The organism is Oxalobacteraceae bacterium OTU3CINTB1, from assembly GCA_024123955.1.
GTDB lineage: Bacteria > Pseudomonadota > Gammaproteobacteria > Burkholderiales > Burkholderiaceae_D > Rugamonas.
In genome coordinates, this window is sequence record CP099652.1 from 1,939,589 (window position 1) to 1,964,082 (window position 24,494).

At 65.8% G+C, this 24,494-nt stretch carries 22 protein-coding genes; 4 read left to right on the forward strand and 18 right to left on the reverse strand.

Annotated elements, in window-relative coordinates; genetic code table 11:
- Window positions 1-22: 22 nt before the first annotated feature.
- From NHH73_08410 to pgi, 11 genes are all read right to left on the reverse strand, one after another.
- Window positions 23-1,102, reverse strand: coding sequence for a patatin-like phospholipase family protein (locus NHH73_08410; protein USX28291.1), 1,080 nt, complete (start codon window positions 1,100-1,102; stop codon window positions 23-25).
- A gap of 103 nt (window positions 1,103-1,205) precedes the next feature.
- A complete protein-coding gene (locus tag NHH73_08415; protein ID USX29586.1) occupies window positions 1,206-2,693 on the reverse strand; it encodes an efflux transporter outer membrane subunit in 1,488 nt (495 codons plus the stop codon).
- Window positions 2,686-5,838 (reverse strand): efflux RND transporter permease subunit, encoded by a 3,153-nt coding sequence (locus NHH73_08420; GenBank protein USX28292.1) that lies wholly within the window; start codon window positions 5,836-5,838, stop codon window positions 2,686-2,688. The genes NHH73_08415 and NHH73_08420 overlap by 8 nt, the downstream gene beginning before the upstream one ends.
- Before the next feature lie 12 nt (window positions 5,839-5,850).
- Window positions 5,851-7,053 carry an efflux RND transporter periplasmic adaptor subunit gene (locus NHH73_08425; GenBank protein ID USX28293.1) on the reverse strand — a complete coding sequence of 401 codons (1,203 nt, stop codon included), beginning with the start codon at window positions 7,051-7,053 and terminating at the stop codon, window positions 5,851-5,853.
- 279 nt (window positions 7,054-7,332) lie between these two features.
- Window positions 7,333-8,268 (reverse strand): transaldolase, encoded by a 936-nt coding sequence (tal, locus tag NHH73_08430; protein ID USX28294.1) that lies wholly within the window; start codon window positions 8,266-8,268, stop codon window positions 7,333-7,335.
- A 93-nt stretch (window positions 8,269-8,361) separates the two neighbouring features.
- Window positions 8,362-8,766, reverse strand: coding sequence for a response regulator (locus tag NHH73_08435; GenBank protein USX28295.1), 405 nt, complete (start codon window positions 8,764-8,766; stop codon window positions 8,362-8,364).
- Window positions 8,767-8,775: 9 nt separating this feature from the next.
- Window positions 8,776-10,230, reverse strand: a complete 1,455-nt coding sequence (locus tag NHH73_08440; protein USX28296.1) for a recombinase RecA — start codon at window positions 10,228-10,230, stop codon at window positions 8,776-8,778.
- 179 nt (window positions 10,231-10,409) lie between these two features.
- Entirely contained in the window at window positions 10,410-11,264 is an 855-nt protein-coding gene (locus NHH73_08445; GenBank protein ID USX28297.1) for an SIS domain-containing protein, read from the reverse strand.
- A 16-nt stretch (window positions 11,265-11,280) separates the two neighbouring features.
- A complete protein-coding gene (gene zwf / locus NHH73_08450) occupies window positions 11,281-12,753 on the reverse strand; it encodes a glucose-6-phosphate dehydrogenase (protein USX28298.1) in 1,473 nt (490 codons plus the stop codon).
- Between the two features lie 180 nt (window positions 12,754-12,933).
- Window positions 12,934-13,830 carry an SMP-30/gluconolactonase/LRE family protein gene (locus NHH73_08455; protein ID USX28299.1) on the reverse strand — a complete coding sequence of 299 codons (897 nt, stop codon included), beginning with the start codon at window positions 13,828-13,830 and terminating at the stop codon, window positions 12,934-12,936.
- A 13-nt stretch (window positions 13,831-13,843) separates the two neighbouring features.
- Entirely contained in the window at window positions 13,844-15,493 is a 1,650-nt protein-coding gene (gene pgi, locus NHH73_08460; protein ID USX28300.1) for a glucose-6-phosphate isomerase, read from the reverse strand.
- Between the two features lie 261 nt (window positions 15,494-15,754).
- Between pgi and edd the strand changes: the two genes are divergently transcribed.
- Window positions 15,755-17,677 (forward strand): phosphogluconate dehydratase, encoded by a 1,923-nt coding sequence (gene edd / locus NHH73_08465; protein ID USX28301.1) that lies wholly within the window; start codon window positions 15,755-15,757, stop codon window positions 17,675-17,677.
- Between the two features lie 3 nt (window positions 17,678-17,680).
- Window positions 17,681-18,304, forward strand: a complete 624-nt coding sequence (eda, locus tag NHH73_08470) for a bifunctional 4-hydroxy-2-oxoglutarate aldolase/2-dehydro-3-deoxy-phosphogluconate aldolase (GenBank protein ID USX28302.1) — start codon at window positions 17,681-17,683, stop codon at window positions 18,302-18,304.
- 244 nt (window positions 18,305-18,548) lie between these two features.
- On the opposite strand, the gene NHH73_08475 is transcribed toward eda, so the two are convergent.
- Complete coding sequence (locus tag NHH73_08475) at window positions 18,549-19,442, reverse strand: LysR family transcriptional regulator (GenBank protein USX28303.1); 894 nt, start codon at window positions 19,440-19,442, stop codon at window positions 18,549-18,551.
- 97 nt (window positions 19,443-19,539) lie between these two features.
- Here NHH73_08475 and NHH73_08480 point away from each other — a divergent pair, with 97 nt between their 5' ends.
- On the forward strand, window positions 19,540-20,319 hold the full coding sequence (locus tag NHH73_08480; protein ID USX28304.1) for an NAD(P)H-dependent oxidoreductase: 780 nt from the start codon (window positions 19,540-19,542) through the stop codon (window positions 20,317-20,319).
- Between the two features lie 12 nt (window positions 20,320-20,331).
- On the opposite strand, the gene NHH73_08485 is transcribed toward NHH73_08480, so the two are convergent.
- Complete coding sequence (locus NHH73_08485) at window positions 20,332-20,844, reverse strand: hypothetical protein (GenBank protein ID USX28305.1); 513 nt, start codon at window positions 20,842-20,844, stop codon at window positions 20,332-20,334.
- A 73-nt stretch (window positions 20,845-20,917) separates the two neighbouring features.
- On the opposite strand from NHH73_08485, the gene NHH73_08490 reads away from it, so the two are divergent.
- A complete protein-coding gene (locus tag NHH73_08490; GenBank protein ID USX28306.1) occupies window positions 20,918-21,136 on the forward strand; it encodes a hypothetical protein in 219 nt (72 codons plus the stop codon).
- A 24-nt stretch (window positions 21,137-21,160) separates the two neighbouring features.
- Here the strand turns inward: NHH73_08490 and NHH73_08495 are convergent, their stop codons facing one another.
- The 5 genes from NHH73_08495 to NHH73_08515 all read right to left on the reverse strand — a co-directional run bounded on the left by NHH73_08495 (window position 21,161) and on the right by NHH73_08515 (window position 24,490).
- A complete protein-coding gene (locus NHH73_08495; protein USX28307.1) occupies window positions 21,161-21,379 on the reverse strand; it encodes a BrnA antitoxin family protein in 219 nt (72 codons plus the stop codon).
- Window positions 21,369-21,683, reverse strand: a complete 315-nt coding sequence (locus NHH73_08500; protein ID USX28308.1) for a type II toxin-antitoxin system RelE/ParE family toxin — start codon at window positions 21,681-21,683, stop codon at window positions 21,369-21,371. The genes NHH73_08495 and NHH73_08500 overlap by 11 nt, the downstream gene beginning before the upstream one ends.
- A 95-nt stretch (window positions 21,684-21,778) precedes the next feature.
- On the reverse strand, window positions 21,779-23,203 hold the full coding sequence (locus NHH73_08505) for a cytochrome P450 (protein USX29587.1): 1,425 nt from the start codon (window positions 23,201-23,203) through the stop codon (window positions 21,779-21,781).
- The gene (locus tag NHH73_08510) at window positions 23,203-23,355 is read right to left on the reverse strand and encodes a hypothetical protein (protein ID USX28309.1); all 153 of its coding nucleotides are present in this window, start codon (window positions 23,353-23,355) and stop codon (window positions 23,203-23,205) included. Before NHH73_08510 ends, NHH73_08505 begins: the two co-directional genes overlap by 1 nt.
- A 166-nt stretch (window positions 23,356-23,521) precedes the next feature.
- Complete coding sequence (locus tag NHH73_08515) at window positions 23,522-24,490, reverse strand: GGDEF domain-containing protein (protein USX28310.1); 969 nt, start codon at window positions 24,488-24,490, stop codon at window positions 23,522-23,524.
- Between the last annotated feature and the right edge of the window lie 4 nt (window positions 24,491-24,494).

The following is a 24,494-nucleotide window of genomic DNA, read 5'->3' on the forward strand; positions in this document are numbered from 1 at the left end:
AATATGAAACAATGTGTCTTGCTTAAAAAGACAATGTTGCCTTCAGGTCGGGTTTTTCGCACCAGCGGGCGAAGGCCTCGGCCATGCGTTCGCTCTCGGCGATGGCGCGCGTCCAGTCGCGGATGCGGCCGCCGTGGTTCTGGCCGTAGGCGGTGAAGTCCTTGCGGTCCGGCAGTTTGCCGTTGGGGAGCGCCGCGACGAAGGAGGCCGACGGCGAGACCAGGATCACGTTGTCCAGCGCGGGATCGGCGGCGCCGGCGCGGCGCCACGGCATCGACTTGTCCAGCCAGCCCGGCACGATGTAGTCGCTGAAGTGCGGGTAGAGCACCAGGCCGGGGTCGCGCTGGTAGGGCAGGTGCAGGTGGTAGTCGATCAAGCCGCCGTCCCAGTAGGCGCCGGCGGGCGCGCCGGCGATGGCGGTCACCGCCTCGAGCACCAGCGGGATCGAGCCGGAAGCCAGCAACGCGTCGCGCAGGTTCGCTTGCGACAGATCGACAAAGTGGCCGGCGAAGGCGTCGAACGGCTCGCGCAGCCAGTGCGCGTCGTCGTGGCGGTTGTGGAAGATCACGCGTTCCATCGCCCCGGCCAGGCGGTCGCGTGAAACGGCGTTGCCGGCGGCGGCCAGCAGGAAGCCGGCCAGTTCGCGCCAGCGCACGCCGTTGGCCCGGGCCAGCGATCCGGTGCCGCGCGCGGTCAGCACGCTGACGTGATGGCGCGGATGCTCGACCGCCTCGGCGGCGCGGCCGTCGAGCAGTTCGTCGAGCAGCGCGCGGCAGGTCTGGCTGACATAGGCGGCGGTGACCTTGGCCGGATAGCGCTGGTGGGCGTACAGGTGGGCCAGGCGTTTGTGCGCGGCCACCGGGTCGTCGAAGGCGGAAGCTGCCATGCGCCAGGCGCCGATCGAGGCGCCGACCAGCTTGCGCGGGCGCGGCGCGGTCTTGAGCCAGGAACCGAACAGCCACAGATCGAGGCCGTTGAGGATCAGGCCTTTGGGGCCGCCGGCGGCGGCCGGAATGATGGCGATGTCGGAGGGCAGGACGCCCTCAGCGGCGATGCGCTGGCGGGCACGCTGACCAAGGCGGATGGTAATTGGCGACGACATGCGATGTATGCGTTAGGTGGGAGCGTTTTTAACCCGCACGGCGTGAACCGCATGGGGTCGTACCCATTGGGGGTACGACCCCGGTGTGCCGGGGTCGGTGGTGTTATTTTAAGCCGCCGCCAAGGGCGCGATACAGGTCGATCGCGCTGGTGGTGCGCAGCAGGCGCGCCTGCACCAGCGATTGCTGGGCGCTGAACAACTCGCGCTGCGCGTCCAGCACGTCGAGCGAACTGGCGACGCCGTTGTCGAAGCGCAGCTGCGACAGCTTCAAGCGGTCCGCCTGCGCGTCCTGCACCGCGCGCTGCGCCGCCACCTGTTCGCCCAGGTAGTCGCGCGCGGCCAGCGCGTCTGCCACTTCGCGGAAGGCGGTCTGGATGGTCTTCTCGTAGTCGGCCACCGCGATGTTCTTGCGCACTTCGCTCAAGGTCAGGTTGGCGCGGTTGCGGCCGGCGTCGAAGATCGGCAGCACCAGTTGCGGCGCGAACGACCAGCTGCCGGTGCCGCTGTCGAACAAGCCGCCCAGGGTGGGGCTGGTGCTGCCGATGGCCGCCGTCAGGCTGATGCGCGGGAAGAATGCCGCGCGGGCGGCACCGATGTTGGCGTTGGCCGATTTGAGCCGCTGCTCGGCGGCGCGGATGTCCGGCCTGCGCGCCAGCAGGTCGGACGGCAAGCCGGCCGGCAAGGCGCTGAGCGCGTCGATCTGGGCGTCGGTCGGCATCGCGTTGGCGTTGGCGTTGGTGCCGGCGGCGCCGGCGGCCAACGGCTGGCCGACCAGCAAGGTCAGGGCGTTTTCGGCTTGCGCGCGCTGGCGCGCCAACGTCAGCGCGGCGGCGCGCGCCGTCTCCATCAGTGTTTCGTTGGAGCGCAGGTCGAGGCGCGACGAGGCGCCCGCTTCGGCGCGCTGCTGCGTGAGCTTGTAGGTGCGGGCGCGCGCCTCGTAGGTCTGCTGCGCCAGCGCATACTGTTCGGCGTAGGCGCGCTCGGTGAAGTAGGCCTGCGCCACTTGCGCGACCAGGCTGATTTGCGCCGCTTGGCGTGCTTCGTCGGTGGCCAGGTAGGCCGCCAGCGCGGCGTCGTTCAGGCTTTTCACGCGGCCGAAGAAATCGAGCTCGAACGAGGAGATCGACAGGCCGGCGTCGACGCGGCGGCCGATCACGGTCTCGCCGGTTGGCGAGACCGTGGCCGGCGTCCTGGCGCGCGTGGCGCCGACGCTGGCGTTCAGGTTGGGCAGGCGGTCGGCCGACTGCACGTTGTACAGCGCGCGCGCTTCTTCGATGCGCAGGGCCGCGGTGCGCAGGTCGCGGTTGTTCTCCAGCGCCGCGGCGATCAACTGTTGCAGGCGCGGCTCGTTGAAGTACTCGCGCCAGCCGGTATCGACGGCGTCGCGCTGATTCGGGGCGGCGGCTGGCGCCGCGCCGGTCTTGGCGGCCTTGCCGGCGTCGTCGGCCGGGAAGGTCGCGGCCACCGGTGCGTCGGGACGCTGATAAGTCGGCGCCAGCGAGCAGGCCGACAGCAGCGCCGCGCCCACCAGGGCCGCCGCCAGCAGCGTGGTGCGCGGGGCGGGAGAGGATGCGCGGGCCGGGTTAGTCATAAGTCTCATGCTTTTTGTCGTCCATTTCGTGAGCGGCCAACTTGCGTTGGCGTTCGCTGCCCTTGAAGATTCTGCGGATCACCACGAAGAATACCGGCACCAGGAACACCGCCAGCACCGTCGCCGTGATCATGCCGCCCATGACGCCGGTGCCGATGGCGCGCTGGCTGGCCGAGCCGGCGCCGGTGGCGATCACCAGCGGCAGCACGCCGAGGATGAAGGCGAGCGAGGTCATGATGATGGGGCGGAAGCGCAGGTGCACCGCCTCCAGCGTCGCCTCGATCAGGCCCATGCCCTGCGCCTGCAGGTCCTTGGCGAATTCGATGATCAGGATCGCGTTCTTTGCCGACAGCCCGATAATCGCGATCAGGCCCACCTTGAAGTACACGTCGTTGGGCAGGTCGCGGATGTGGGCGCCGAGCAGCGCGCCCAGGATCCCCAGCGGCACCACTAGCAGCACGGCGACCGGAATCGATTCGCTTTCATAGAGCGCGGCCAGCACCAGGAAGGCGGCCAGCATCGACAGCGCGAACAGCGCCGGCGCCTGCGAGCCGGAGGTTTTCTCCTCCAGCGACTGGCCGGTCCATTCGATGCTGAAGCCGGGCGGCAGTTGCGTGGCCAGGCGTTCCAGTTCGGCCATCGCCTCGCCGGTGCTGCGGCCGGGCGCGGCGTCGCCGGTCAGCTTGATGGCCGGATAGCCGTTGTAGCGCACCAGCTGCACCGGGCCGTTGATCCAGCGCGTGGTGGCGAAAGCCGACATCGGCACCATGCCGCCGGAGGCGCTGCGCACGTTCAGGCGCATCAGATCATCCGGTTGCAGCCGCTGCGGCGCGTCGGCCTGCACGATGACGCGCTGTTGTCGTCCGCTGCTGGTGAAGTCGTTGACGTAGCTCGAGCCCAGGCCCACCGATAGCAGGCTGTTGATGTCGGCGAAGGCCACGCCCAGCGCGTTGGCCTTGTCGCGGTCGACGTCGATCTGCAGCTGCGGCGCGTCTTCCAGTCCCTCGGGGCGCACGCCTTTGAGGACGTCGCTCTTGGCGGCGAGTCCCAACAGCTGGTTGCGGGCGTCGAGCAGGCCGGCGTGGCCGGCGCCGGCGCGGTCTTGCAGGCGCGCGGTGATGCCGGTGGCGTTGCCCAACTCGCGGATCGGCGGAGGGCTGAGCGGGAAGACCACGGCGTCGGCGATGCCCGACAGCGCCTTGAGCGCGCGCGCGGCGACCTTGTCGGCGGCGTCGTCCGGACCGCGTTCGTCCCAGTCCTTCAGCGGCACGAACACCAGGCCGACGTTCTGGCCGGCGCCGGAGAAGCTGAAGCCGGCCACCGCGATGGTGCGGGCCACGGCCGGCTGCTTGTGCAGGTAGTCTTCGACCTGGGCCAGCACGGCCTCGGTGCGGCTGCGCGAGGCGCCCGGCGGCAGCTGGACGTTGGCGATGATGTAGCCCTGGTCCTCGTTCGGCAGGAACGACGACGGCAGGCGCGCGTACAGCCAGCCGACCACGCCGCAAATCAGCAGGAACACGATCATGAAGCGGCCGGTGCGCGTGAGCATCTTGGCGATCATGCCCTGGTAGCCGGTGGCGGTGACGGCGAACTTGCGGTTGAACCAGCCGAAGAAGCCTTTCTTCTCGACGTGGTGGCCCGCTTCGACCGGTTTCAAAATGGTGGCGCACAGCGCCGGCGTCAGCGTCAGCGCCATCAGCGCCGAGAACACCATCGCCGACACCATCGCCAGCGAGAACTGGCGGTAGATGGCGCCGACGGCGCCGCCGAAGAAGGCCATCGGGATGAACACGGCGATCAGCACCAGGGTGATGCCGACGATGGCGCCGGTGATCTGCGACATCGCCTTGCGGGTGGCGTCGCGCGGCGACAGGCCTTCCTCGCTCATAATGCGCTCGACGTTTTCGACGACGACAATGGCGTCGTCGACCAGGATGCCGATCGCCAGCACCATGCCGAACATGGTCAGCACGTTGATCGAGAAACCGGCCAGCTGCATGACGGCGAAGGTGCCCATCAGCGCGATCGGCACGACGATGGTCGGGATCAAGGTGTAGCGCAGGTTCTGCAGGAAGATGTACATGACGATGAACACCAGCAGCACCGCCTCGAACAAGGTCTTGACCACTTCCTCGATCGAGATCTTGACGAAGGTCGAGGTGTCGTACGGCACCGTGTACTTGAGGCCGGGCGGGAAGAACTTGGACAGCTCGTCCATCTTGGCGCGCACCAGGGTGGCGGTGGCCAGCGCGTTGCCGGTCAACGACTGCTGCACGGCGACGGCGACGAACGGTTTGCCGTCGAGGCGGGCGCTGCGGCTGAAGTTGGCGCCGGCCATTTCGATGCGGGCCACGTCGCTCAGGCGCACGAAGGAGCCGTTGGTGTTGGCGCGCAGCACGATCTTGCCGAATTCCTCCGGCGACGTCATCTGGCCCTGCACCACGATGGGCGCGGCGTAGGCCTGCGATTCGGGCGACGGCAGGTCGCCCAGGGTGCCGGCGGTGACTTGGGCGTTCTGGGCGCGGATGGCGGCGGTGACCTCGGCCATCGTCAGGCGCAGGCCGAGCAGCTTGGCCGGATCGACCCAGATGCGCATGGCGCGCTCGGTGCCGAACAGCTGGGCCTGGCCCACACCCGGCAGGCGCTTGATTTCATTGACGACGTTGCGCGCCAGGTAGTCGCCGATGGCGGCCGTGTCCATCTTGCCGTCGGTCGACGAGGCGCCGACGAACATCAGGATGTTGCTGCGCGCCTTGTTGACGTTGACGCCCTGTTGCGTGACCGCTTGCGGCAGGCGCGACTCGACCCGCTTGATGCGGTTTTGCACGTCGACCGAGGCCAGGTCGGGGTTGGTGCCGGGCAGGAAGGTGACGGTGATCGACACCGCGCCGTTGCCGTCGCTGACCGACTCGACATATTGCAGGCCGTCGGCGCCGTTCATTTCCTGTTCGATCACGCTGGTGACGGCGTCGTCGAGGATCTGGGCGGTGGCGCCCGGATAGTTGGCGTCGATGACGATCGACGGCGGCGCGATGGTCGGGTATTGCGCCACCGGCAGCAGCGAGATCGACAGCGCGCCGCCGATCAGGATGAACAACGCGATCACCCACGCGAAAACGGGGCGGTCGATGAAGAACTTTGCCATCTGGTCTCCCGATTATTTGGTGGCGGCGGCCGGGGCGGCTGCGGGAGCGGCGGCGGCAGGTGCGGCGCCGACCGGGCCCTTCCAGGCTGCCGGCGTGACGGTGGCGCCGGGCTTGGCCTTCTGGAAGCCCTCGACGATCACGCGCTCGCCGCCTTTGAGGCCGGAGCTGATGACCCAGCTGCCGTTTTGCGCGGCGTCGGCCTTGACCGGCTGGGCGCTGACCTTGTTGTCGGCGCCGACGATGAGCACGGAGGCGCCGTCGGTGCCGCGCACCACGGCCTGCTGCGGCACAGTGATGGCGGCCTCGTTGACGCCTTGCTCGAGGCGCGCGCGCACGTACATGCCCGGCAGCAGGGTGCGGTTCGGGTTCGGGAATTCGGCGCGCATCGACACCGAGCCGGTGGTCTGGTCGACCGAGACGTCGGCGAACAGCAGCCTGCCCGTTTGCGGATAGGTTTGGCCGTCCTCGGTCACCAGCGAGACGCGTGCTTCGTCCTTGCCGGCGCTCTTCAGCTTGCCGTCGGCCAGCGCCCGGCGCAGCTTGAGCAGTTCGGTCGACGATTGGGTGATGGTGACGTAGATCGGATCGAGCTGCTGCACGGTGGCCATCGGCGTCGCTTCGCCCTGGCCGACCAGCGCGCCCTCGGTGACCAGCGCGCGGCCGATGCGCCCGGAGATCGGCGCGGTGACGGTGGCGTAGCCCAGGGTCAGGCCGGCGTTGGTGCGCGCGGCCTTGGCGGTGGCCAGGTCGGCGCGGGCCTGCTTCTGCGAGGTGATGGCGTCGTCGTATTCCTGCTGGCTGACGGCCTGCGCGGCCAGCAGCGGCGTGTAGCGTTTGACGCGCAGGTCGGCCTGGGCCAAGTTGGCCTCGGCGCGGCCGACGGCGGCCTGGGCGCTGTCGAAGGAAGCCTGGAAGCTGGCCGGATCGATGCGGAACAACACCTCGCCCGCCTTGACCTCGCCGCCCTCCTTGAACACCCGTTTCAGCACGATGCCGGCGGTTCGCGCGCGCACCTCGGCGATGCGCGAGGCCTCGGTGCGGCCCGGCAGTTCGCTGGTCAAGGTGATGCTGGCCGGCGCCACCGTGACGACCGCCACTGTCGGCGGCGGCGGGGCGGCGGGCGCGGCGTCTTTCTTGCCGCAGGCGCTCAGCCCTGCAGCGGCGAGAGTGAGGGCGGCGCAGGCGAATACGGTGGAACGAGGGACGGATCTCATTGGATGGTCTCTGAAAAGAATGGTGTTGGACGTATGCCAGCCGAAGCGGTTGCCGGCTGAGGCTGCAACATTGTAATACAGTCAGTTATGTAACGTTTTGTATATATCATCTTGTATCAAATTGCGCGAAATTGCCGCATTTTGGTGCAAGATGGCCGTGCGCCGGTGGCCGGATGTTAACCAATGGTTTCCGGGAAGTGCCCTGAAAGACAAAGGGCGGGAGGACGACCGCCGCCGTGCTCCCGCCCCTTCCGGTGCGACCCGGCCGTCACGCCGGGGTCAGCGCATGCCGGAGATGATTTGTTTCAGCTTGCCCGAATCGGCGCAGAAGGCGCGGATGCCTTCGGCCAGCTTCTCTGACGCCATCTGGTCCTCGTTGAGCTGGAAGCGGAAGGTCTTCTCGTCCTGGGTCAGTTTGATGATGCCCGAGGCCGGCACTTTGTCGGCGCTGAGCTTGCGCTCGACCGGGGCGTCGGTGTCGGCCAGCTTTTGCAGCAGCTCCGGGCTGATGGTCAGCAGGTCGCAGCCGGCCAGTTCCAGGATCTGGCCGGTGTTGCGGAAGCTTGCGCCCATGACCTCGGTCTTGTAGCCGAACTTGCGGTAGTAGTTATAGATGCGCTTGACCGACTGCACACCCGGGTCTTCGGCGCCGGTGTAGTCGAGGCCGGTGGATTTCTTGTACCAGTCGTAGATGCGGCCGACGAACGGCGAGATCAGTTGGGCGCCGGCGTCGGCGCAGGCGATCGCCTGGCCCAGCGAGAACAGCAACGTCATGTTGCAGCGGATGCCTTCCTTTTCCAGGATCTCGGCGGCGCGGATGCCCTCCCAGGTGGCGGCCATCTTGATGAGCACGCGTTCGCGCTCGATGCCGGCCGCCTCGTACAGCTTGATCAGGTCGCGGCCCTTGGCCACCGAGCCTTCGACGTCGAACGACAGGCGGGCGTCGATCTCGGTCGACACGCGGCCCGGGATGATGCGCAGGATCTGCTTGCCGAAGGCCACCAGCAGGTGGTCGATGGTGTCCGGGATCGAGCGGTCGAGGTTGTCGCGCACGGCTTTTTCCAGCAGCGGCTTGTACTCGTCCTTTTGCACCGCCTTGAGGATCAGCGACGGGTTGGTGGTGGCGTCGCGCGGGGTGTAGGCCTGGATCGACTGGAAATCGCCGGTGTCGGCGACGACGGTGGTGAATTGCTTGAGCTGTTCGAGTTGGTTCATGTGCGCTGCCAATCAGAGGTAAGGGGATTGCGTTGTCTTATTGTACTCAAGGCAGCGCCCGAGAGAAAGCAAGCGTGCGCGATAGTGGTTATATCAAGACGCCGCGCGGGCGGCGATCAGGCGGGCGATTTCGTCGAGCAGCACTTCGAAGCGGATCGGTTTGCGGAAGAAGGTGTCGTAGGGCACCACTTCGTCCTTGCGCGGGATGCCGGCGCTGGCCAGGATGAAGGGGATGGCGGCCAACGCGGGGTCGGCGCGCCATTGCAGGCACAGCTGGGCGCCGTCCATCACCGGCATCATGTAGTCGGAGACGACGATGTCCGGACGTTCGCGCGCGGCCAGCTCCAGCGCCTCGGCGCCGTTGCCGGCGGTGCGCACGCGGTAGCCGCGGTATTCGAACAGCATCGTGTACGCCGACAGGACGTCGAACTCGTCGTCGACCACCAGGATGATTTTTCCATCCGGGTTGGCGTCCATGATAGCCGGGGAGTCGCTCATGTCATCTCGCTATAACGTCTGCGAGGGCCCGACGGAGCCGGACACGGCGCCCTCGATCGTCATGCCCTGGTCGCTGATGAGCAGGATGTGGTTGGCCGCGTCGTAGCTGTTTTCGCGCAGCTTGAGCACGCCGATCTGGCGGCGGTTGATGCCGCGCACGTCGACATAGCGCATCAGGATGATGTTTTCAAACAACATCGAGGCCGACACTTCGCTGTGCGCCGGCCCGTTGCCGAAGTACGGCAGCTCTTGCGTGAAGAAGCTGGTGACGTTGCGGCAGCGCAGCTCGTTGACCAGCGCGGCCAGGAAGGAGCGCGAGCGGCCGTCGTGGATGACGATCTCGCGCAGGCCGTCGAGGCCGTCCATCAGCAGGCGCGTGACGCCGCGCCGCTCGACGTTGCGCAGCATGTCCTGGGCCATGGCGTCGACCAGCACCTCGAGCGGCGGGTGCCAGATGATCTCCAGCGCCCCGCTTTTATAGTAGGGCGTCATGTCCATGCCGACGGTGGCCGACTTTTCCAGCAGCCGCAGCGGCGACTCGTAAAAGCCGGCGATCAGGCAATTTTCCCCGCGTTGCAGGCCCTCGTAGATGAAATGCAGGCCCATCAGGGTCTTGCCGACGCCGGGGTTGCCCAGCAGCGCCGTGGTCGAGCCGCGCGCCACGCCGCCGTTGGTCAGCTTGTCCCAGCCGGCGATGCCGAAGCCGAGGCGCTGGCGCGACACGGCCGGGGTGGCGCCGGAGACGGTGCTGACGGCCTCCAGGCGCGGGTAGATGGCGACGCCGTCGACGCCGACCTCGAACACGTGGCGGCCCAGCAGGTGCTTGCTGCCGCGCAACTTAAACACCTTGATTTCGCGGATCAGCTGCAAGCCCTGCTCATACTGGCTCAGTTCGATCAAGCCGTCGACCAGGGTGTTTTCCGAGTCGGCCACGTTGCCCTCGGTGGGGGAGAGCAGGAAGGTGGTGCACTGCATGGTCGCCACCAGCGAATTGAGCGACAGCATGAACTCAGACAGCGCCACGTCCGACGGCTTGGCCTCGCGCACGGTGCGGAAGCCGTCGATGATCATGATGTCGGGGCGCTGGTCGGCCAGCGTGGCGGCGATCGATTTGAGCAGCTCGCGCAAGCCGCCCTTGAGCAGTTCGTTGTAGGCGCCGAGGAAGATGATGCGCTCGCCGACCAGCTTTTCGTCAAAGAAGGAAAAGCTGCTCAGGTGGTTGAGCATCTTGCCGTGGGTTTCGGCGATCAGGGTCAGGATCAGCACCTTTTTGCCCTGGTGGGCGTGCTGGAAGCCGATCTGGCAGGCCAGGGTGGTCTTGCCGCTGCCGGCCAGGCCCTGGATCAGATACAGGCTGTGGGCCGGAAAGCCGCCGCCGAGGATCTGGTCGAAACCGGACACGCCCGTCTGCAGCAGCGGCATGCGCACTGCGGGTTGGGCGGTATGGGAGGTAAAGGTAGTCATGTCCACTCTCGGGGGCTCGTCGGCCACGAACGTACTGCGTGTGCAAAAAAAGCAATATTGCGTCTGCGTAAAAACAGACACACTGTAGCACAGCAAGAATTATAGGAGGCCTCGCGCGAAGCCCACGTACGCCAGCACACCCACGGGAGCAGGTAGTGGTTTTTTTGTAAGCCGAGAGCTTAGCCGATGAAGGAGTCGAATTGCAAGTCGAACTCTTGCAGCGCCTTTTGGGCGTTCTGCATCTTCTTGCGGAATTCGGGGCCGCGCTGCAAAGCCAGGCCGACGGCCAGCACGTCGATGACGACCAGGTAGGCCAGGCGCGCCGAGATCGGCGTGTAGGGGTCGATGTTGAAGATCAGGTCGATCGGGATGAGCACCGTGGCCAGGTCGGCCAGCGGCGTGCCCGACGGCGCCAGCACGATGACCTCGGCGCCGCCGCGGCGGGCCAGCTTGATCGAGCGCACCAGCGACGGGCTGTTGCCGCGCTGGGAAATGGCAACCACGGCGTCGCCGGTGCGCAGCAGGGCGGCGGCGATGCTGTGGATGTGCGGGTCGGCGTAGGCCACCGTCGGCACGCCGGAGCGGAAGAACTTGTGCTGGGCGTCGGCGGCGACGATGCCGGACGTGCCCTGGCCGTAGAATTCGATCTTGTTGGCCTTGGCCAGGATGTCGAGCGCCTTCTGGATGGCGTCCGGGTCGAGGTTGTTGCGCAGGTCGAGCAGGGTGTTGATCGAGCGGCTGCAGATCTTGTTGACCAGGTCGGCCGCGAGGTCGTCCTGGGTCGGTTGCTCGTTGAGGCCCGGCAGGGCCAGCGCCAGCCCCTGCGCCAGCTTCAGCTTGAACTCGTGCCAGCCGTCGTACCCCAGGGTGCGGCAAAAGCGCACCACGGTCGGCTCGGACACTTGCGCGCTCTTGGCGAGCGCGGTGATGTTCTGGCTGACCGTCTGGCCGGGGTGGTCGAGCACCGCCAGCGCGACTTTGCGCTCCGATTTGGAGAGCGAGTCGAGCTGGGTGCGGATGGAGTCGAGCAGCATCGGAGCGGTCGGGCTGTCAGTCTTCCGGCAGCGCTTCTTCGCGCCACTGCAGGCCGTCCCGGCCGATCAGCGCGGAGGCGGCTGCCGGACCCCAGGTGCCGGAGGCGTACGGGATCGGGTAGCTGTCGTCGCTTTCCCAGTTGTTGAGGATCGGCTCGACCCATTCCCACGCCGCTTCCAGCTCGTCGCCGCGCATGAACAGCGTCAGCTGGCCGCGCAGCACGTCGAGCAGCAGGCGCTCGTAGGCGTCCATGCGGGGCGACTTGAACGATTCGCGGAAGTCCAGTTCCAGCTCGGCTTGCTTCAGGCGCATGCCGTCGCCGGGCGTCTTAGCCATCAGGTTCATGCGCAGGCCCTCGTCGGGCTGCAGGCGGATGACCAGGGAGTTCGGCTGGAAGCTGTTGGTCGGCTGGGCGAAGATCGAGTGCGGGATCTGCTTGAAGCGCACGACGATCTCGGCCAAGCCGTCGGCCATGCGCTTGCCGGTGCGCAGGTAGAACGGCACGCCGGCCCAGCGCCAGGTGTCGATTTCCGCCTTCATGGCAACAAAAGTCTCGGTGCGCGAGTGTTCCGGCGCGTCCGGCTCGTCGCGGTAGCTCGGCACGGCCTTGCCGTCGACGTGGCCGGCGCGGTACTGGCCGCGCACGATGTTTTGCGCCAAGGTGGTCGGCGTGAACTTTTTCAGCGAGCGCAGCACTTGCAGCTTGGCGTCGCGCACGGCGTCCGGGGCGATCGAGGTCGGCGGCTCCATGGCGACGATGCACAACAGTTGCAGCAGGTGGTTTTGCAGCATGTCGCGCAGCGCGCCGGAGGTGTCGTAGTAGCCCATGCGGTTGCCGACGCCGAGTTTTTCGGCGATGGTGATCTGGACGTCGGAGATCCATTCGCGGCGCCACAGCGGTTCGAACAGGATGTTACCGAAGCGCAGGGCCAGCAGGTTCTGCACGGTTTCCTTGCCCAGGTAGTGGTCGATCCGGTAGATCTGCGATTCCTCGAACACTTTGCCGACTTCGGCGTTGATCTGCTTGGCCGAGGCGAGGTCGCGCCCGAGCGGCTTTTCCAGCACCACGCGCGAGTTCTTGGTGACCAGGCCGTTCTCTTTGAGGTTGTCGCAGATTTGCGAGAAGATCGCCGGCGGCGTGGCCAGGTAGTAGACGCGGGTAATGGCGTCGTCCTTGCGCAGCGCCTCGACCAGGTTTTTGTAGCTGGCGCTGTCGGTGGCGTTGAGCGACACGTAGACGATGCGCGCGGTGAAGCGGCTCCAAGCGGCCGGGGTGATGGCCGGCGACTTGACGTGGGGCTTGGAGGTGGTTTCGACCGTGTGCAGGAAGTCTTCCTGGCTGGCGTCCGCGCGGCCGACGCAGATGATGCGCGCGGTGGGGGGCAGGTCGTTGGCCACATCGCGGGCGTACATCGCCGGCAGCAATTTGCGCATCGCCAGATCGCCGCTGCCGCCGAACAGAACCAGATCAAAATCGGTAAGAGCCATAATAGAGAGTCGTCGCATGAGTAAGTAGTGCCTGAAAGGGAAGTCGCTGCACAGCGGCGCCACCGGTTTGACACTATACCCGGAGGCGATTTTTCGTTGTGTAAATTTACTACGGCAAGCAGTGAAATGCAAGTAATTTTACTACATTTTGCTGCCGTTTTCGGTCGCTTTAAATGGCGATTAGTTACGATATTGTGGATTCACGCGGCCGGCGACATCGACCTTGATTGCCAGCAGCTTGCCGCTGAGCGGGTACTGCGCCAGCTCGGCGGCCGGGCGTTCGCCGGCGCTGGTGACATATAAGGTGCGCAAATCGGCGCCGCCGAAGGCTAGCATCGTCGGGCAGCGCAGCGGCAGCTTGATCTCGTCGAGCAGTTCGCCGTCCGGCGACAGCTTGACCAGCCGCCCGCCCTCGAACAGCGCGCACCAGTAGTTACCGTCGCTATCGACCGCCGCGCCGTCGGGCCGGCCGCCGTAATTATTGGCCTTGTCGGCCGAAAACTGCATCAGCGGCCGCTGGTTCTCCACCGTGCCGGCGTCGACGTCGAAGTCGAAGCGCCGCACCAGGTGCGCCGTGGTGTCGGCGTGGTACATGGTTTTGCCATCGAGGCTGAAAGCGAGGCCGTTCGAGTTGGTCATGCCGCACGACCAGGCCTTGCGGATCTCGCCTTGCTCCAGCACGAACATCTCGGCGGCCGGACGGTCGCGCGGCTCGTAGATGGTGCCGACCCAGAAGCGCCCGGCCGGATCGACCCGGCCGTCGTTGAAGCGGGCCAGCGAGGTGTCGTACGGCGCCGGCGCGATCTCGGTGATGCGCACCTCGTCGCTGCCGGTATCGAGGTGATAAAAGCCGCTGCGCATGGCGACGATCAAACCGCCGTTGTCGCTGACCGCCAGGCTGGCCGGCTCGCTCGAGAGTCGCCACGCGCGGTGCCCGCCGCTTGCCGGGTCGAGCCGGTGCACGGTGAAGGCGGGGATGTCGACCCAGTACAGCGCCTGCTCCCCCTCGTGCCACAGCGGGCATTCGCCGGTTTGCATGACGGCGTCGTAGGCCACTTCGATGTGCGGTGCGCTCATGGTCATCCCTGGATTAAATGTGCTGGGCCGCTTTGGCCATGACGATCAGGCCATTGGTCGAGCTGTCGTGGCGGTCCGGCTGGACTTCGCCCGTCAGTTCGGCGTGGATGTTCTTGGCCAGCACTTTGCCCAGCTCCACACCCCACTGGTCGAAGCTGTTGACGTCCCACAGCACGCCTTGGACGAAGGTTTTATGTTCGTACAGCGCGATCAGCGCGCCCAGGGTGGTTGGCGTCAGCTGGTCCATCAGGATGGTGTTGGACGGGCGGTTGCCGGGGAAGGTCTTGTGCGGCACCAGCGCTTCGATTTCCTCGGCCGGCAATTTCTGCGCGGTCAGGTCGGCGCGTACTTCGTCGGCGGTTTTGCCCGTCATGAAGGCTTCCGACTGGGCGAAGCAGTTGGCCAGCAGCGAGTCGTGGTGGCCCGGCAGGTCGTGCGTGGCGCGCAAGGTAGCGATGAAGTCAATCGGCGTGACGTCGGTGCCCTGGTGCAGCAGCTGGAAGTAGGCGTGTTGCGCGTTGGTGCCGCATTCGCCCCAGACCACCGGGCAGGTGGGCGTATCGACTTCGGCGCCGTCGCGGGTGACGCGCTTGCCGTTGCTTTCCATGTCGAGCTGCTGCAGGTAGGCCGGGAAGCGGTTCAGATCCTGGTGGTAGGGCGCGATCGATAGCGAGCCGGCGCCGAGGAACTGGCGGTTCCAGAAGCCGACCATGGCCAGCAGCACCGGCATGTTTTGCGCCAGCGGGGCGGTGCGGAAGTGCTCGTCCATGGCGTGGGCGCCGGCCAGGAAGTCGCTGAAGTAACCGTAGCCGACCGCCAGCGCGACGGCCAGGCCGATCGCCGACCAGACCGAATAACGGCCGCCGACCCAGTCCCAGAACGGGAACATGTTGGCAGGGTCGATGCCGAAGGCCTTGACCGCCTCGGTGTTGGTGGAGACGGCGACGAAGTGGCGCGCCAGGTCTTCCTCCTTGGCCGTTTTGAGGAACCAGGTGCGGGCGGTGCCGGCGTTGAGCATGGTCTCGGCGGTGACGAAGGTCTTGGAAGCGATGATGAACAAGGTGGTCTCGGGATCGACCAGGGCCAGCGCGGCGTCCATGTCGTGGCCGTCGACGTTGGAGACGAAGTGCATCTTCAGGCGCGGATGGGCGTAAGAGCGCAGCGCCAGTACGGCCATTTTCGGGCCCAGGTCCGAGCCGCCGATGCCGATGTTGACGACGTCGGTGATCGGCTTGCCGGTGTGGCCGAGCCAGGCGCCGGAGCGGACCTGGTCGGTGAATTCCTTGACGTGGTCGAGCACCGCGTGGACGTCGGCGCCAATATCCTGGCCGTCGACCGTTAAACTCTTCCCGCGCGGCAATCTCAATGCGGTATGCAGCACGGCGCGATGTTCTGTAATATTGATCTTCTCGCCATTGAACATGGCGTCGCGTTTCGCTTCGACGCCGCGCTCGCGTGCCAGGTCCAGCAATAAATCGATGGTGGTGCTGGTCAGGCGGTTCTTGGAATAGTCGAGAAACAGGCCGGCCGCGTCGACCGTCAAGGTCGGGAATCGCTTGGCGTCGTGCGCGAACAGTTGGCGCAATTGCCAGTGTTTGGCGTCGGTGGCGTGCGATTCGAGGGCTTTGAAGCTGGCGAGGGTGGTCAGGGCGGGCTGGCGCATAATAGTCGGGCGTCTTCGTCTGATGGGTAGGAGGGGATGGCCTGAATAATACAGGAAAACCCGGTAAATTCACTACGACACTGTTGAAAGAATAGAATTTTTATCGCTCTGGAGGTAGTTTTTCCTGCATGACAGGATGCTTTTCCGGTGCCGGCCAGTCGCCAGCGTTTGCCAGCGTGTGTGTGCTTAAACACGAGAAAAAACAGTCGGTTTTGAGATTTTGTAGTAAAATTTCACGGAATTCATTCATAAGGAACAATCATGGCGTTGCATCCGGTCTTGGAAACTGTCACCGCTCGCATCATCGAGCGTAGCAAACCTTCGCGCGGCGCGTATCTGGCGCACCTGGAGGCGGCGCGCGTGAAAGGCGTGCAACGCGGCACCCTGGCGTGCACGAACCTGGCGCACGGCTTCGCCGCCTTCCCGGCCAACGACAAGCTGTCGTTGAAAGAATTGAAAAAGCCATCGGTGGCGATCGTCTCGGCCTACAACGACATGCTGTCGGCGCACCAGCCGTTCGAAGGCTTCCCGGCGCTGATCAAGGACGCCGTGCGCGAAGTGGGCGCGGTGGCGCAATTCGCCGGCGGCACGCCCGCCATGTGCGACGGCGTCACGCAGGGCCAGCCGGGCATGGAGCTGTCGCTGTTTTCGCGCGACGCCATCGCCATGGCGACCGCCATCGCGTTGTCGCACAATATGTTCGACTCGGCCGTCTACCTGGGCGTGTGCGACAAGATCGTGCCGGGCCTGCTGATCGGCGCGCTGCACTTCGGCCACCTGCCGGCCGTGTTCGTGCCGGCCGGCCCGATGACGACCGGCCTGTCGAACTCTGAGAAAGCCAAGATCCGCCAGCTGTACGCGCAGGGCAAAGTCGGCCGCGCCGAGCTGCTCGAAGGCGAATCGCAGTCCTACCACGGCGCCGGCACCTGTACCTTCTACGGCACCGCCAACAGCAACCAGATGCTGATGGAAGTCATGGGCCTGCACCTGCCTGGCGCCGCCTTCATCACTCCGAACACGCCGCTGCGCGACGAACTGACCAAGGCCGCCGCCCGCCGCGCGGCCGTCATCACGGCGCAATCGAGCGAGTACCTGCCGGTCGGCCACGTGGTCGACGAGAAGTCCATCGTCAACGCCATCGTCGCGCTGCTGACCACCGGCGGCTCGACCAACCACACCTTGCACCTGGTGGCCATCGCCAAGGCGGCCGGTATCGTCATCGACTGGGACGACTTCGACGAGCTGTCGAAAGTGGTGCCGCTGCTGACGCGCATCTACCCGAACGGCAACGCCGACGTGAACCACTTCCACGCCGCCGGCGGCACCGGCTTCGTCATCCGCGAACTGCTCAACGGCGGCCTGCTGCACGAAGACGTCACCACCATCCTGGGCAAGGGCCTGCGCGCGCATTGCACCGAACCGTTCCTGGGCGAAGCCGGCCAGGGCGTGGTCTGGCGCGACGCGCCGGCCGAATCGGGCGACGAAGCGGTGCTGCGCAAAATCACCGCGCCGTTCTCGCCGGACGGCGGCACGGTGCTGGTCAAGGGGAACCTGGGCCGCGCGGTGATGAAGGTGTCGGCCGTCAAGCCGGAACATCAGACGGTGGAAGCGCCGGCGCTGGTGTTCAACTCGCAGGAAGATTTCATGGAAGCCTACAAGGCCGGCCAGCTCGATCGCGACTTCGTCGCCGTGCTGCGCTTCCAGGGCCCGCGCGCCAACGGCATGCCGGAACTGCACGCGCTGACGCCGGCGCTGGCCAACCTGCAGGACGCCGGCCGCCATGTGGCGCTGGTGACCGACGGCCGCATGTCGGGCGCTTCCGGCAAGGTGCCGGCGGCGATCCACGTCTCGCCGGAAATTTTGGCCGGTGGCCCGCTGGGCCGCGTGCGCGACGGCGACATCATCCGCGTCTGCGCCAAGAACGGCACCCTGGAAGCGCTGGTGGAGCCGGGCGTCTGGGCCGCGCGCGAACAAGCCACGGCCGACCTGACGCCGAACGGCGTTGGCATGGGCCGCGAGTTGTTCGCCATGTTCCGCAACAGCGTGTGCGAAGCGGAGAAGGGCGCGACCACGTTCCCGCTGCCGTCGCCGATTCCGACGATCGTCGGCCTGCATGACAAAGACCCGGTCGGTAATACCGTGCCGGGTTCCGATGAAGATTTCTCGATGAAGAAAGAAGCGTAAATCATGACTATGACTTTGCTGGATATTATGCGTACCTCGGCCGTGATCCCGGTGATCGCGATTGACGAACCTGAACACGCCGTGCCGTTGGCGCGCGCGCTGGTGGCTGGCGGCATCCGCGTGCTGGAAGTGACCTTGCGCACCAAGCATGGCCTGGGCGCGATCCGCGCCATGTCGGAAGTGGAAGGCGCCATCGTCGGCGTCGGCACGTTGACGCAGCCGGAAGAATTCGCCGCCGCGCGTGACGCCGGCGCGGTGTTCGGCGTCTCGCCTGGGTTGACGGCCGCGCTGATCGCCGCCGCCAAGAGCAGCGGCCTGCCGCTGCTGCCTGGCGTGATGACGCCGTCGGAAGTGATGGCCGCGCGCGAGCAGGGCTTCCGTCAACTGAAGCTGTTCCCGGCGGTGCCGGCCGGCGGCATCGGCATGCTCAACGCGATCAACGGCCCGCTGCCGGATGTGACGTTCTGCCCGACGGGCGGCATTTCGCAGGAGACGGCGTCGCAGTTCCTGGCGCTGAAAAACGTCGCCTGCGTGGGCGGCTCGTGGTTGACGCCGAAGGACGCCATCGCCGCCGGCGACTGGGGCCGCATCACCGACCTGGCCAAGGCGGCCAGCGGTTTGCGTTAATACCTGACCCCGCTGAAACGACGCCAAGGCGTCGAAGCCGTCCGGTGCAAGCCGGGCGGTTTTTTTTTGGCCTTGGCGCTTTAATCACAAAACAGCCTACCGTCGGGGTCAAGTCTGTCATTCGGACACGAGCTCAAGCTTAAGGACACTCTACGGTAGGGGCCGTGTCCGAATGTCAGACTTGACCCCCGTTGTGCGGTTGCGTTTGTGTGGAAATGGTAGACCTAGCACCGGAGTTGCATCCTTAAACCGATTTCTGGATGTGGTCGCGTAGCCATTGGTGGGCGGGGTCGCGGTGCGAGCGTTCGTGCCATAGCATCGCCATTTCGTAGCCGGGGATGTCGACCGGCGGCTCGACTACCTTGAGCGCCGCGTTGTCGCGCACCAGCCGTTCCGGCAGCATCGCCACCAGGTCCGTGCTTTGCAGTACCGACACCATGAACAGAAAGTGCGGCACCGACAGCGCCACACGGCGCGACAGGCCGACTTGCGCCAGCGCCGCGTCGGTCACGCCATGAAAGCCGCCGCCATCCGACGATACCAGCACGTGCTCCAGCGCGCAAAACTGCTTCAGGGTCGGCTTGCGCTTCAGGCGCGGATGATCGGCGCGGCCGGCCAGCACATAGCGCTCGGCGAACAAGGTGCGGCGTCGCATGCCCGGGGGCGAGCCTGCGACGGTGTGGAAGGCGAGGTCGATTTCTCCTTGCTCCGCTTGTCGCGCGATGCGCGCCGGGTTCATCTCCAGCACCGCCAGCCGGGTGCCCGGCGCCAGGGCGCGCAGCTCGGAAAGTACCGGCAGCAGGATTGTCGATTCCCCGTAGTCGGTCGCGGCTACGCGCCAGGTCTGATCCGCGTTCGACGGTTCGAAGGGCTGCGCGGGCGACACCGCGCGGCCGAGCGCTTCCAGTGCCTGTCGCAAGGGTTCGCGCAGCTCCTCGGCCCTGGCGGTCGGCATCATGCCGCGCGGTCCGGGCAGCAGCAGCGGATCGCCGAAGATGTCGCGCAGTTTAGCCAGATGAACGCTGATCGATGGCTGCGAAAAATTGAGCCGCCGTGCCGCGCGGGTGACGTTGTGCTCCGAGAGCAGGACGTCGAGCGTCACCAGCAGATTGAGGTCGAGCCGCCGTAAACTATCCATCGAAATTATTCCTGTTGATACCTGCTATGTTGGGAATTCATTTCCAATATACCTGAGGCGGGCCTACGCTGTGTGCTTTCCATCAGGAGCCACCGTCATGAACGTCCTTATCGTCTACGCCCATCCCGAGCCGTTGTCCCTGAACGGCTCAATCAAAAACTTCACCGTCGAACGTCTCGAAGCGGCCGGCCATGCCGTGCAGGTGTCGGATCTGTATGCGATGCAGTGGAAACCCGCGCTCGACGCCAACGACAGCCTCGATGGCGCGGCGACCGAACGCTTCGACGCCGCGTTCGATTCCAAGCGCGCCTTCGACAGCGGACGGCAAAGCGCGGACATCGCCCTCGAACAGCAAAAGCTGATGTGGGCCGATACCGTGATCCTGCAGTTTCCGATGTGGTGGTTCTCGATGCCGGCGATTTTAAAGGGCTGGGTCGAGCGGGTCTACGCCCATGGTTTCGCCTACGGCGTGGGCGAGCATTCGGACCTGCGTTGGGGCGACCGCTATGGCGAGGGCAGCTTGGCGGGCAAGCGCGCGATGCTGGTCGTGACCACCGGCGGCTGGGAATCCCACTACAGCCCGCGCGGCATCAACGGCCCGATCGACGACATCCTTTTCCCGATCCAGCACGGCATTTTGTACTACCCGGGCTTCGAGGTTCTGCCGCCGTTCGTGGTGTACCGCACCAGCAAGGTGGACGAGACGCGCTTCGACACCATCCGTCAGGAGCTGGGACGGCGTCTCGACACGCTGGCGACGACCGCGCCAATCGCCTTCCGTCCGCAGAATGACGGCGATTACGACATCCCGCAACTCACGCTGCGCGACGACGTAGCGCCGGGCCTAACCGGGTTCGCCGCGCATCGGAAGGCGTGACGCCGCGTCATTTTAGGCCGCGTCGCCCTCGAGGACAAACAGGCCGGCCTTAGTTGCCAGTTCCAGCACCGGCGCGGCCTGCGCCTTATCGTGGAAGTACAGGATGTTGGTGTCGTCCCAACCGGCCGCGCAGATGCAGCCCAGTTCCGGCATGATCAGGAACTGGGACGGCGGGTGGTGTTTGTCGTAGCGCGACTGGATCAGGAAGCCGTCGCGGTTGGTGTAGCGCTTGATTACGGTGTTGGCCTTGGCGGGCCAGCGCCCGCGATAGCGCAACGTGTACACCGGCGTCAGGTCGTACAGCGCGGCCCAGTGGGCCAGCATTTTCTGGTTCCTGCGTTCGCGCTCCTCGCCTTCGAAACAGGCCATCAGGTGCCATTCGGATTCGTCGTCGAGCCAGTGGTCGAACACGGAGATGGCCACGCGCTGCATGCCGCCATCGGCGCCGAGCTGCCAGATGTCGTTCAGGTTGGGGAATTGCTTATTAATTTGTTCTGCAAGGTTCGCGTCAACGCGAGACAACATCTTCATACTATCCTTTGAATCATACTGGGCGACGCTCGAGTATATACTTCTCTATCAAAAGGGGAGGGCGCAAATGAAGGAGTTTCGCTTCAATGTATTCGGGCGGTTGATCGCGATATGCGGCGAAGCCGGTGAGCGGCGCACGTTCGAACTTGGCGTGGAGGGCAAGCGCCGCCCGGCGGACTTCATCGTTCCCGACGACGTCGCCGACGAGCAGTTGTGCGAATACCTGTTTGACCTGTTCCACGAGGACGCGACGCCGCGAAACAGCGCTGTCACGCGAATAGTCTAAAGGCTGCTGATTTTCCTCGGCATCCTACCCGGTTGGCGCATCGTTTAAAACCTTGGCCATGCGACTCTGCCAGTCAGGCCCGGTCGCTTTCCAACGCTCTATTACCGTCGCTGGCAGCCGCAATGAGATTTCAACGGTTGCTGCCGCTGTGTCGACGGCAGTGACACGCGCCGACTCTCCAGCGCGCATTTGTTTGACAGATTCAAGCAGGTCGCGTTGAAACTGGTCTTTTTCAGATGACATCTTCGATTCCTTTCCGCAGCTCGGACAAAAAGGCTGCTGACAACGTACCCAATTTGGCTTTGGTATAGACGATCAGTAACCAGATGATGTCGTTGGAGGCACAAAAATAAATGACGCGTGCGCTGCCGCGTTTGCCTTGGCCTTTTATCGACCAGCGCACCTTGCGACACCCGCCACTTCCAGGTATCACATCACCGGCAGTCGGATTTCTCGCGATCCATGAGATGAATTCCGATAGTTCCGCATCGGTCCAGATTTCCGCCGCGTAGCGGCGGAAAACTTTGGTTTCAGCGACGATGCGCATATGTTAATTCTACGCGCGTAAAAACGTGATTGGCAAACTTTCCCATCGGTATCTCCATGAGCTTGGATTGTCATGGAATGATATGTCGAGGATGTTTAGATTGTATTGATCCCGCTGAGACGCATGCGTAATCCAATCGGCGACATCGTAAACCCCATCAATTCCTCCGGCTCCTTGCCATCCACCGTGTCGATCGACGCGATCTCGAAGCTGCTCAGCAGCATGGCGCTGGCGAGCTTGATCTCCAGCAGCGCCAGGTAGCGTCCGGGGCAGGTGCGCACGCCGGCGCCGAACGGCATCGACAGGTGCTTGTCGACCGCGCCCTCGCCGCTGCGCAGCCAGCGCTCCGGCTCGAAGGCGTCGGCGCGCGGCACATGTTTCTCGTCGACGCTGTCGTTGCGCATCACGCACCAGACCAATCCTCCCTTGGGGATGCGCACGTCGCCGATGACGGTCTCGCGCAAGGCTTCGAGCGGAATGAACGGCGCCACCGGCTTGAGGCGCATGGCCTCCTGCGCGCAGGCGTCCAGGTAATCCATGCCGTCCATCTGCGCGATCGTCAACGTCGCCGGATCGGGCGCCACGCGCGCCACTTCCTCGCGCGCCTTGCGCAGCGCCGCCGGATTTTTCTGCAACAGATACAGCATCCAAGCCAACGTGTGGCTGGTGGTGTCCTCGCCGGCCAGCAGCATCGTCATGACGTTGCCGGCGATGACGCGGTCGTCGATGCCGCCGCCTTCGTCGGCCGCGCAGATCATCGCGTCGAGCAAGTGGGCGGGGCGCTCGCGCCGCGCCGGCTCGGCGACGAGCTTCGCGCGCGCCGAGGCGATCAGCGCGTCGATCGAGTCGTTGAGCGCGGCCACGCTGGCGTCGAGCTGCCGGTCCTGCGGCAGGCGCACGTAGCGCCAGTACGGCACCAGTGCGATGGAGCGGCGCGCAACGGCAGGCAGGATGATGTCCAAGTGGCGCTGGATGACGTCCTCGCCGCCGTCGATGGTGTTGACGTCGGTGCCGAACGCCAGCCCGGCGATGATGTCGACGCTGAAGCGTTTCAGGTCGTCGGTCAGGTCGATCGCGTGGTTGCCGGCCGCCGCGCGCCGCCAGTGCTCGCGCAGCCGCAACGCCACCGCCACCAGCGCCGGAAAGTAGGCCTTGACCGCGTGCGGCGACAACGCGGCCATCACCATGCGGCGCTGTTCGCGCCAGTTCGCGCCCTCGGACACGAACACGCCGGGGCGTCCGCCCATTTCCTCGCCGACGTCGCTGGTGATCGCGGGCCGGCGGAAGCCGTCGGGCCGGTCGCGCAGCGCGGCGCCGACCAGCTCGTGGCTGGCCAGTACCACGATGTCGGTGCGGCCGAAGCGGATCTTGAACAGCGGGCCGTATTGGCGGCTCCAGGCTTCGACATCCTGGTGGACGCGCAGCGGCCGGATTTGCGGCAGGTTGCCCACCAGCGGCCACGGGGCCGGGCCGGGCAGGTCGGCGATTTCACGCGCTGCTAAGGGTAAGGTGTGTTCCATCATTGGTTGTCTCCATGGTTCTGCATTGTGCCACTATGCGGCGTCGCCGAGGCGGTGTATTGAACGCTGGCGACAAAGCGGCGCGTTCGCCACGCTTTCGTATAAATTTTGGCGATGCCCGCCACCGTGCCCGACTCGACGCGCATCATCATGCCGCCCCTGGCGCGGGGTGCCTGCGTGCGCGCCTGCGTTTTGTCCGGAGGCGGCGCTTGGCGGATTACGGCGTGCCGCCTAATCCGCCCTACGTGTCTCTTTGGTCTCTCGGGGTTTGAGTCCGGGTGTGAGCGCGGCGGAGGCGATTCGCGTGCTTCGGCGCGCCTATGGCAGGCGCGCGGCGCTGCGGTTGCGGCCGGCGTTCTTGGCTTCGTACAGCGCGCGGTCGGCGGCGCCGATCAGCGCTTCGATGTCGACCGGCGCTTCCGGCCGCTGCGACGTCACGCCGATGCTCACCGTGACGTACGGCACGTCGCCGTTGCGCTCGTGCGGGATCGCCAGCTCCAGCGCGCGGGCGCGGATCGTCTCGGCGATCTGGCCGGCCTGCCCGATGTCGAGCTCGGGCAGGATGACGGCGAACTCCTCGCCGCCGTAGCGCGCCATCAGGTCGCAAGGGCGCTTGAGCATGGCCGCCAGCGCGGCGGCCACCTGAATCAGGCATTGGTCGCCCTTCTGGTGGCCGTAGTGGTCGTTGTAGGCCTTGAAATGGTCGATGTCAATCATCAGCAGCGACAGCGCCGCGCCGCCACGTTTGGCGCGCCGGTGCTCCTTTTCCATGGCCACGTCGAAGTGGCGCCGGTTGGCGATGCCGGTCAGGCCGTCGGCGAAGGTTTGCGAGCGCAGCACCATGGTTTGCTCGCGCAGCAGTTTTTCGCGCGCGACGGCCACGCTGACGTCGCTGATCTGCACCAGGCAGTGGCGCGGCGCGCCCTCGACCTCGATCGGCGTGACTTCCACCGCCTGCTGCAGGCGCTCGCCGCGCGCGGCCGCCGCCGCGTTGGCGTACAGCGCGAACGGCGCCTTATTCAGGCTTTGCGACAGCAGCGACGGGAAGTTGTCGCGCAGCGCCTGGCCGATCGCCGAGTCGACCCGGCCGCCGCGCAGCTCCGGGCAGGCCGCCAGCAGCTCGGCGCCGACGATGCCTTCCTGTGCCAGCCCCGAGTGGCGGCTCATCCAGGCGTTCCACAGCACCACGCGGCCCTCGGCGTCGACCACCACCACGCCCAGGTTGACCGCCCCGAGCACGCTGCGCAGCACCTTGAGCCGGTGCGCCTCCGGCAGCGTGCTGTCCATCGCC

Coding starts and splice junctions, on each gene's coding strand:
- NHH73_08490 (USX28306.1), top strand. CDS start 20,918: ATGAAGGAGTTTCGCTTCAATGTATTCGGGCGGTTGATCGCGATATGC.
- NHH73_08445 (USX28297.1), bottom strand. CDS start 11,264: ATGCTGCTCGACTCCATCCGCACCCAGCTCGACTCGCTCTCCAAATCG.
- NHH73_08415 (USX29586.1), bottom strand. CDS start 2,693: ATGACTAACCCGGCCCGCGCATCCTCTCCCGCCCCGCGCACCACGCTG.
- NHH73_08485 (USX28305.1), bottom strand. CDS start 20,844: ATGTTGTCTCGCGTTGACGCGAACCTTGCAGAACAAATTAATAAGCAA.
- NHH73_08435 (USX28295.1), bottom strand. CDS start 8,766: ATGAGCGACTCCCCGGCTATCATGGACGCCAACCCGGATGGAAAAATC.
- tal (USX28294.1), bottom strand. CDS start 8,268: ATGAACCAACTCGAACAGCTCAAGCAATTCACCACCGTCGTCGCCGAC.
- NHH73_08425 (USX28293.1), bottom strand. CDS start 7,053: ATGAGATCCGTCCCTCGTTCCACCGTATTCGCCTGCGCCGCCCTCACT.
- edd (USX28301.1), top strand. CDS start 15,755: ATGGCGTTGCATCCGGTCTTGGAAACTGTCACCGCTCGCATCATCGAG.
- NHH73_08515 (USX28310.1), bottom strand. CDS start 24,490: ATGGACAGCACGCTGCCGGAGGCGCACCGGCTCAAGGTGCTGCGCAGC.
- NHH73_08475 (USX28303.1), bottom strand. CDS start 19,442: ATGGATAGTTTACGGCGGCTCGACCTCAATCTGCTGGTGACGCTCGAC.
- NHH73_08510 (USX28309.1), bottom strand. CDS start 23,355: ATGATGATGCGCGTCGAGTCGGGCACGGTGGCGGGCATCGCCAAAATT.
- NHH73_08440 (USX28296.1), bottom strand. CDS start 10,230: ATGACTACCTTTACCTCCCATACCGCCCAACCCGCAGTGCGCATGCCG.
- NHH73_08420 (USX28292.1), bottom strand. CDS start 5,838: ATGGCAAAGTTCTTCATCGACCGCCCCGTTTTCGCGTGGGTGATCGCG.
- NHH73_08495 (USX28307.1), bottom strand. CDS start 21,379: ATGTCATCTGAAAAAGACCAGTTTCAACGCGACCTGCTTGAATCTGTC.
- NHH73_08455 (USX28299.1), bottom strand. CDS start 13,830: ATGAGCGCACCGCACATCGAAGTGGCCTACGACGCCGTCATGCAAACC.
- pgi (USX28300.1), bottom strand. CDS start 15,493: ATGCGCCAGCCCGCCCTGACCACCCTCGCCAGCTTCAAAGCCCTCGAA.
- NHH73_08410 (USX28291.1), bottom strand. CDS start 1,102: ATGTCGTCGCCAATTACCATCCGCCTTGGTCAGCGTGCCCGCCAGCGC.
- NHH73_08505 (USX29587.1), bottom strand. CDS start 23,203: ATGGAACACACCTTACCCTTAGCAGCGCGTGAAATCGCCGACCTGCCC.
- zwf (USX28298.1), bottom strand. CDS start 12,753: ATGGCTCTTACCGATTTTGATCTGGTTCTGTTCGGCGGCAGCGGCGAT.
- NHH73_08480 (USX28304.1), top strand. CDS start 19,540: ATGAACGTCCTTATCGTCTACGCCCATCCCGAGCCGTTGTCCCTGAAC.
- NHH73_08500 (USX28308.1), bottom strand. CDS start 21,683: ATGCGCATCGTCGCTGAAACCAAAGTTTTCCGCCGCTACGCGGCGGAA.
- eda (USX28302.1), top strand. CDS start 17,681: ATGACTATGACTTTGCTGGATATTATGCGTACCTCGGCCGTGATCCCG.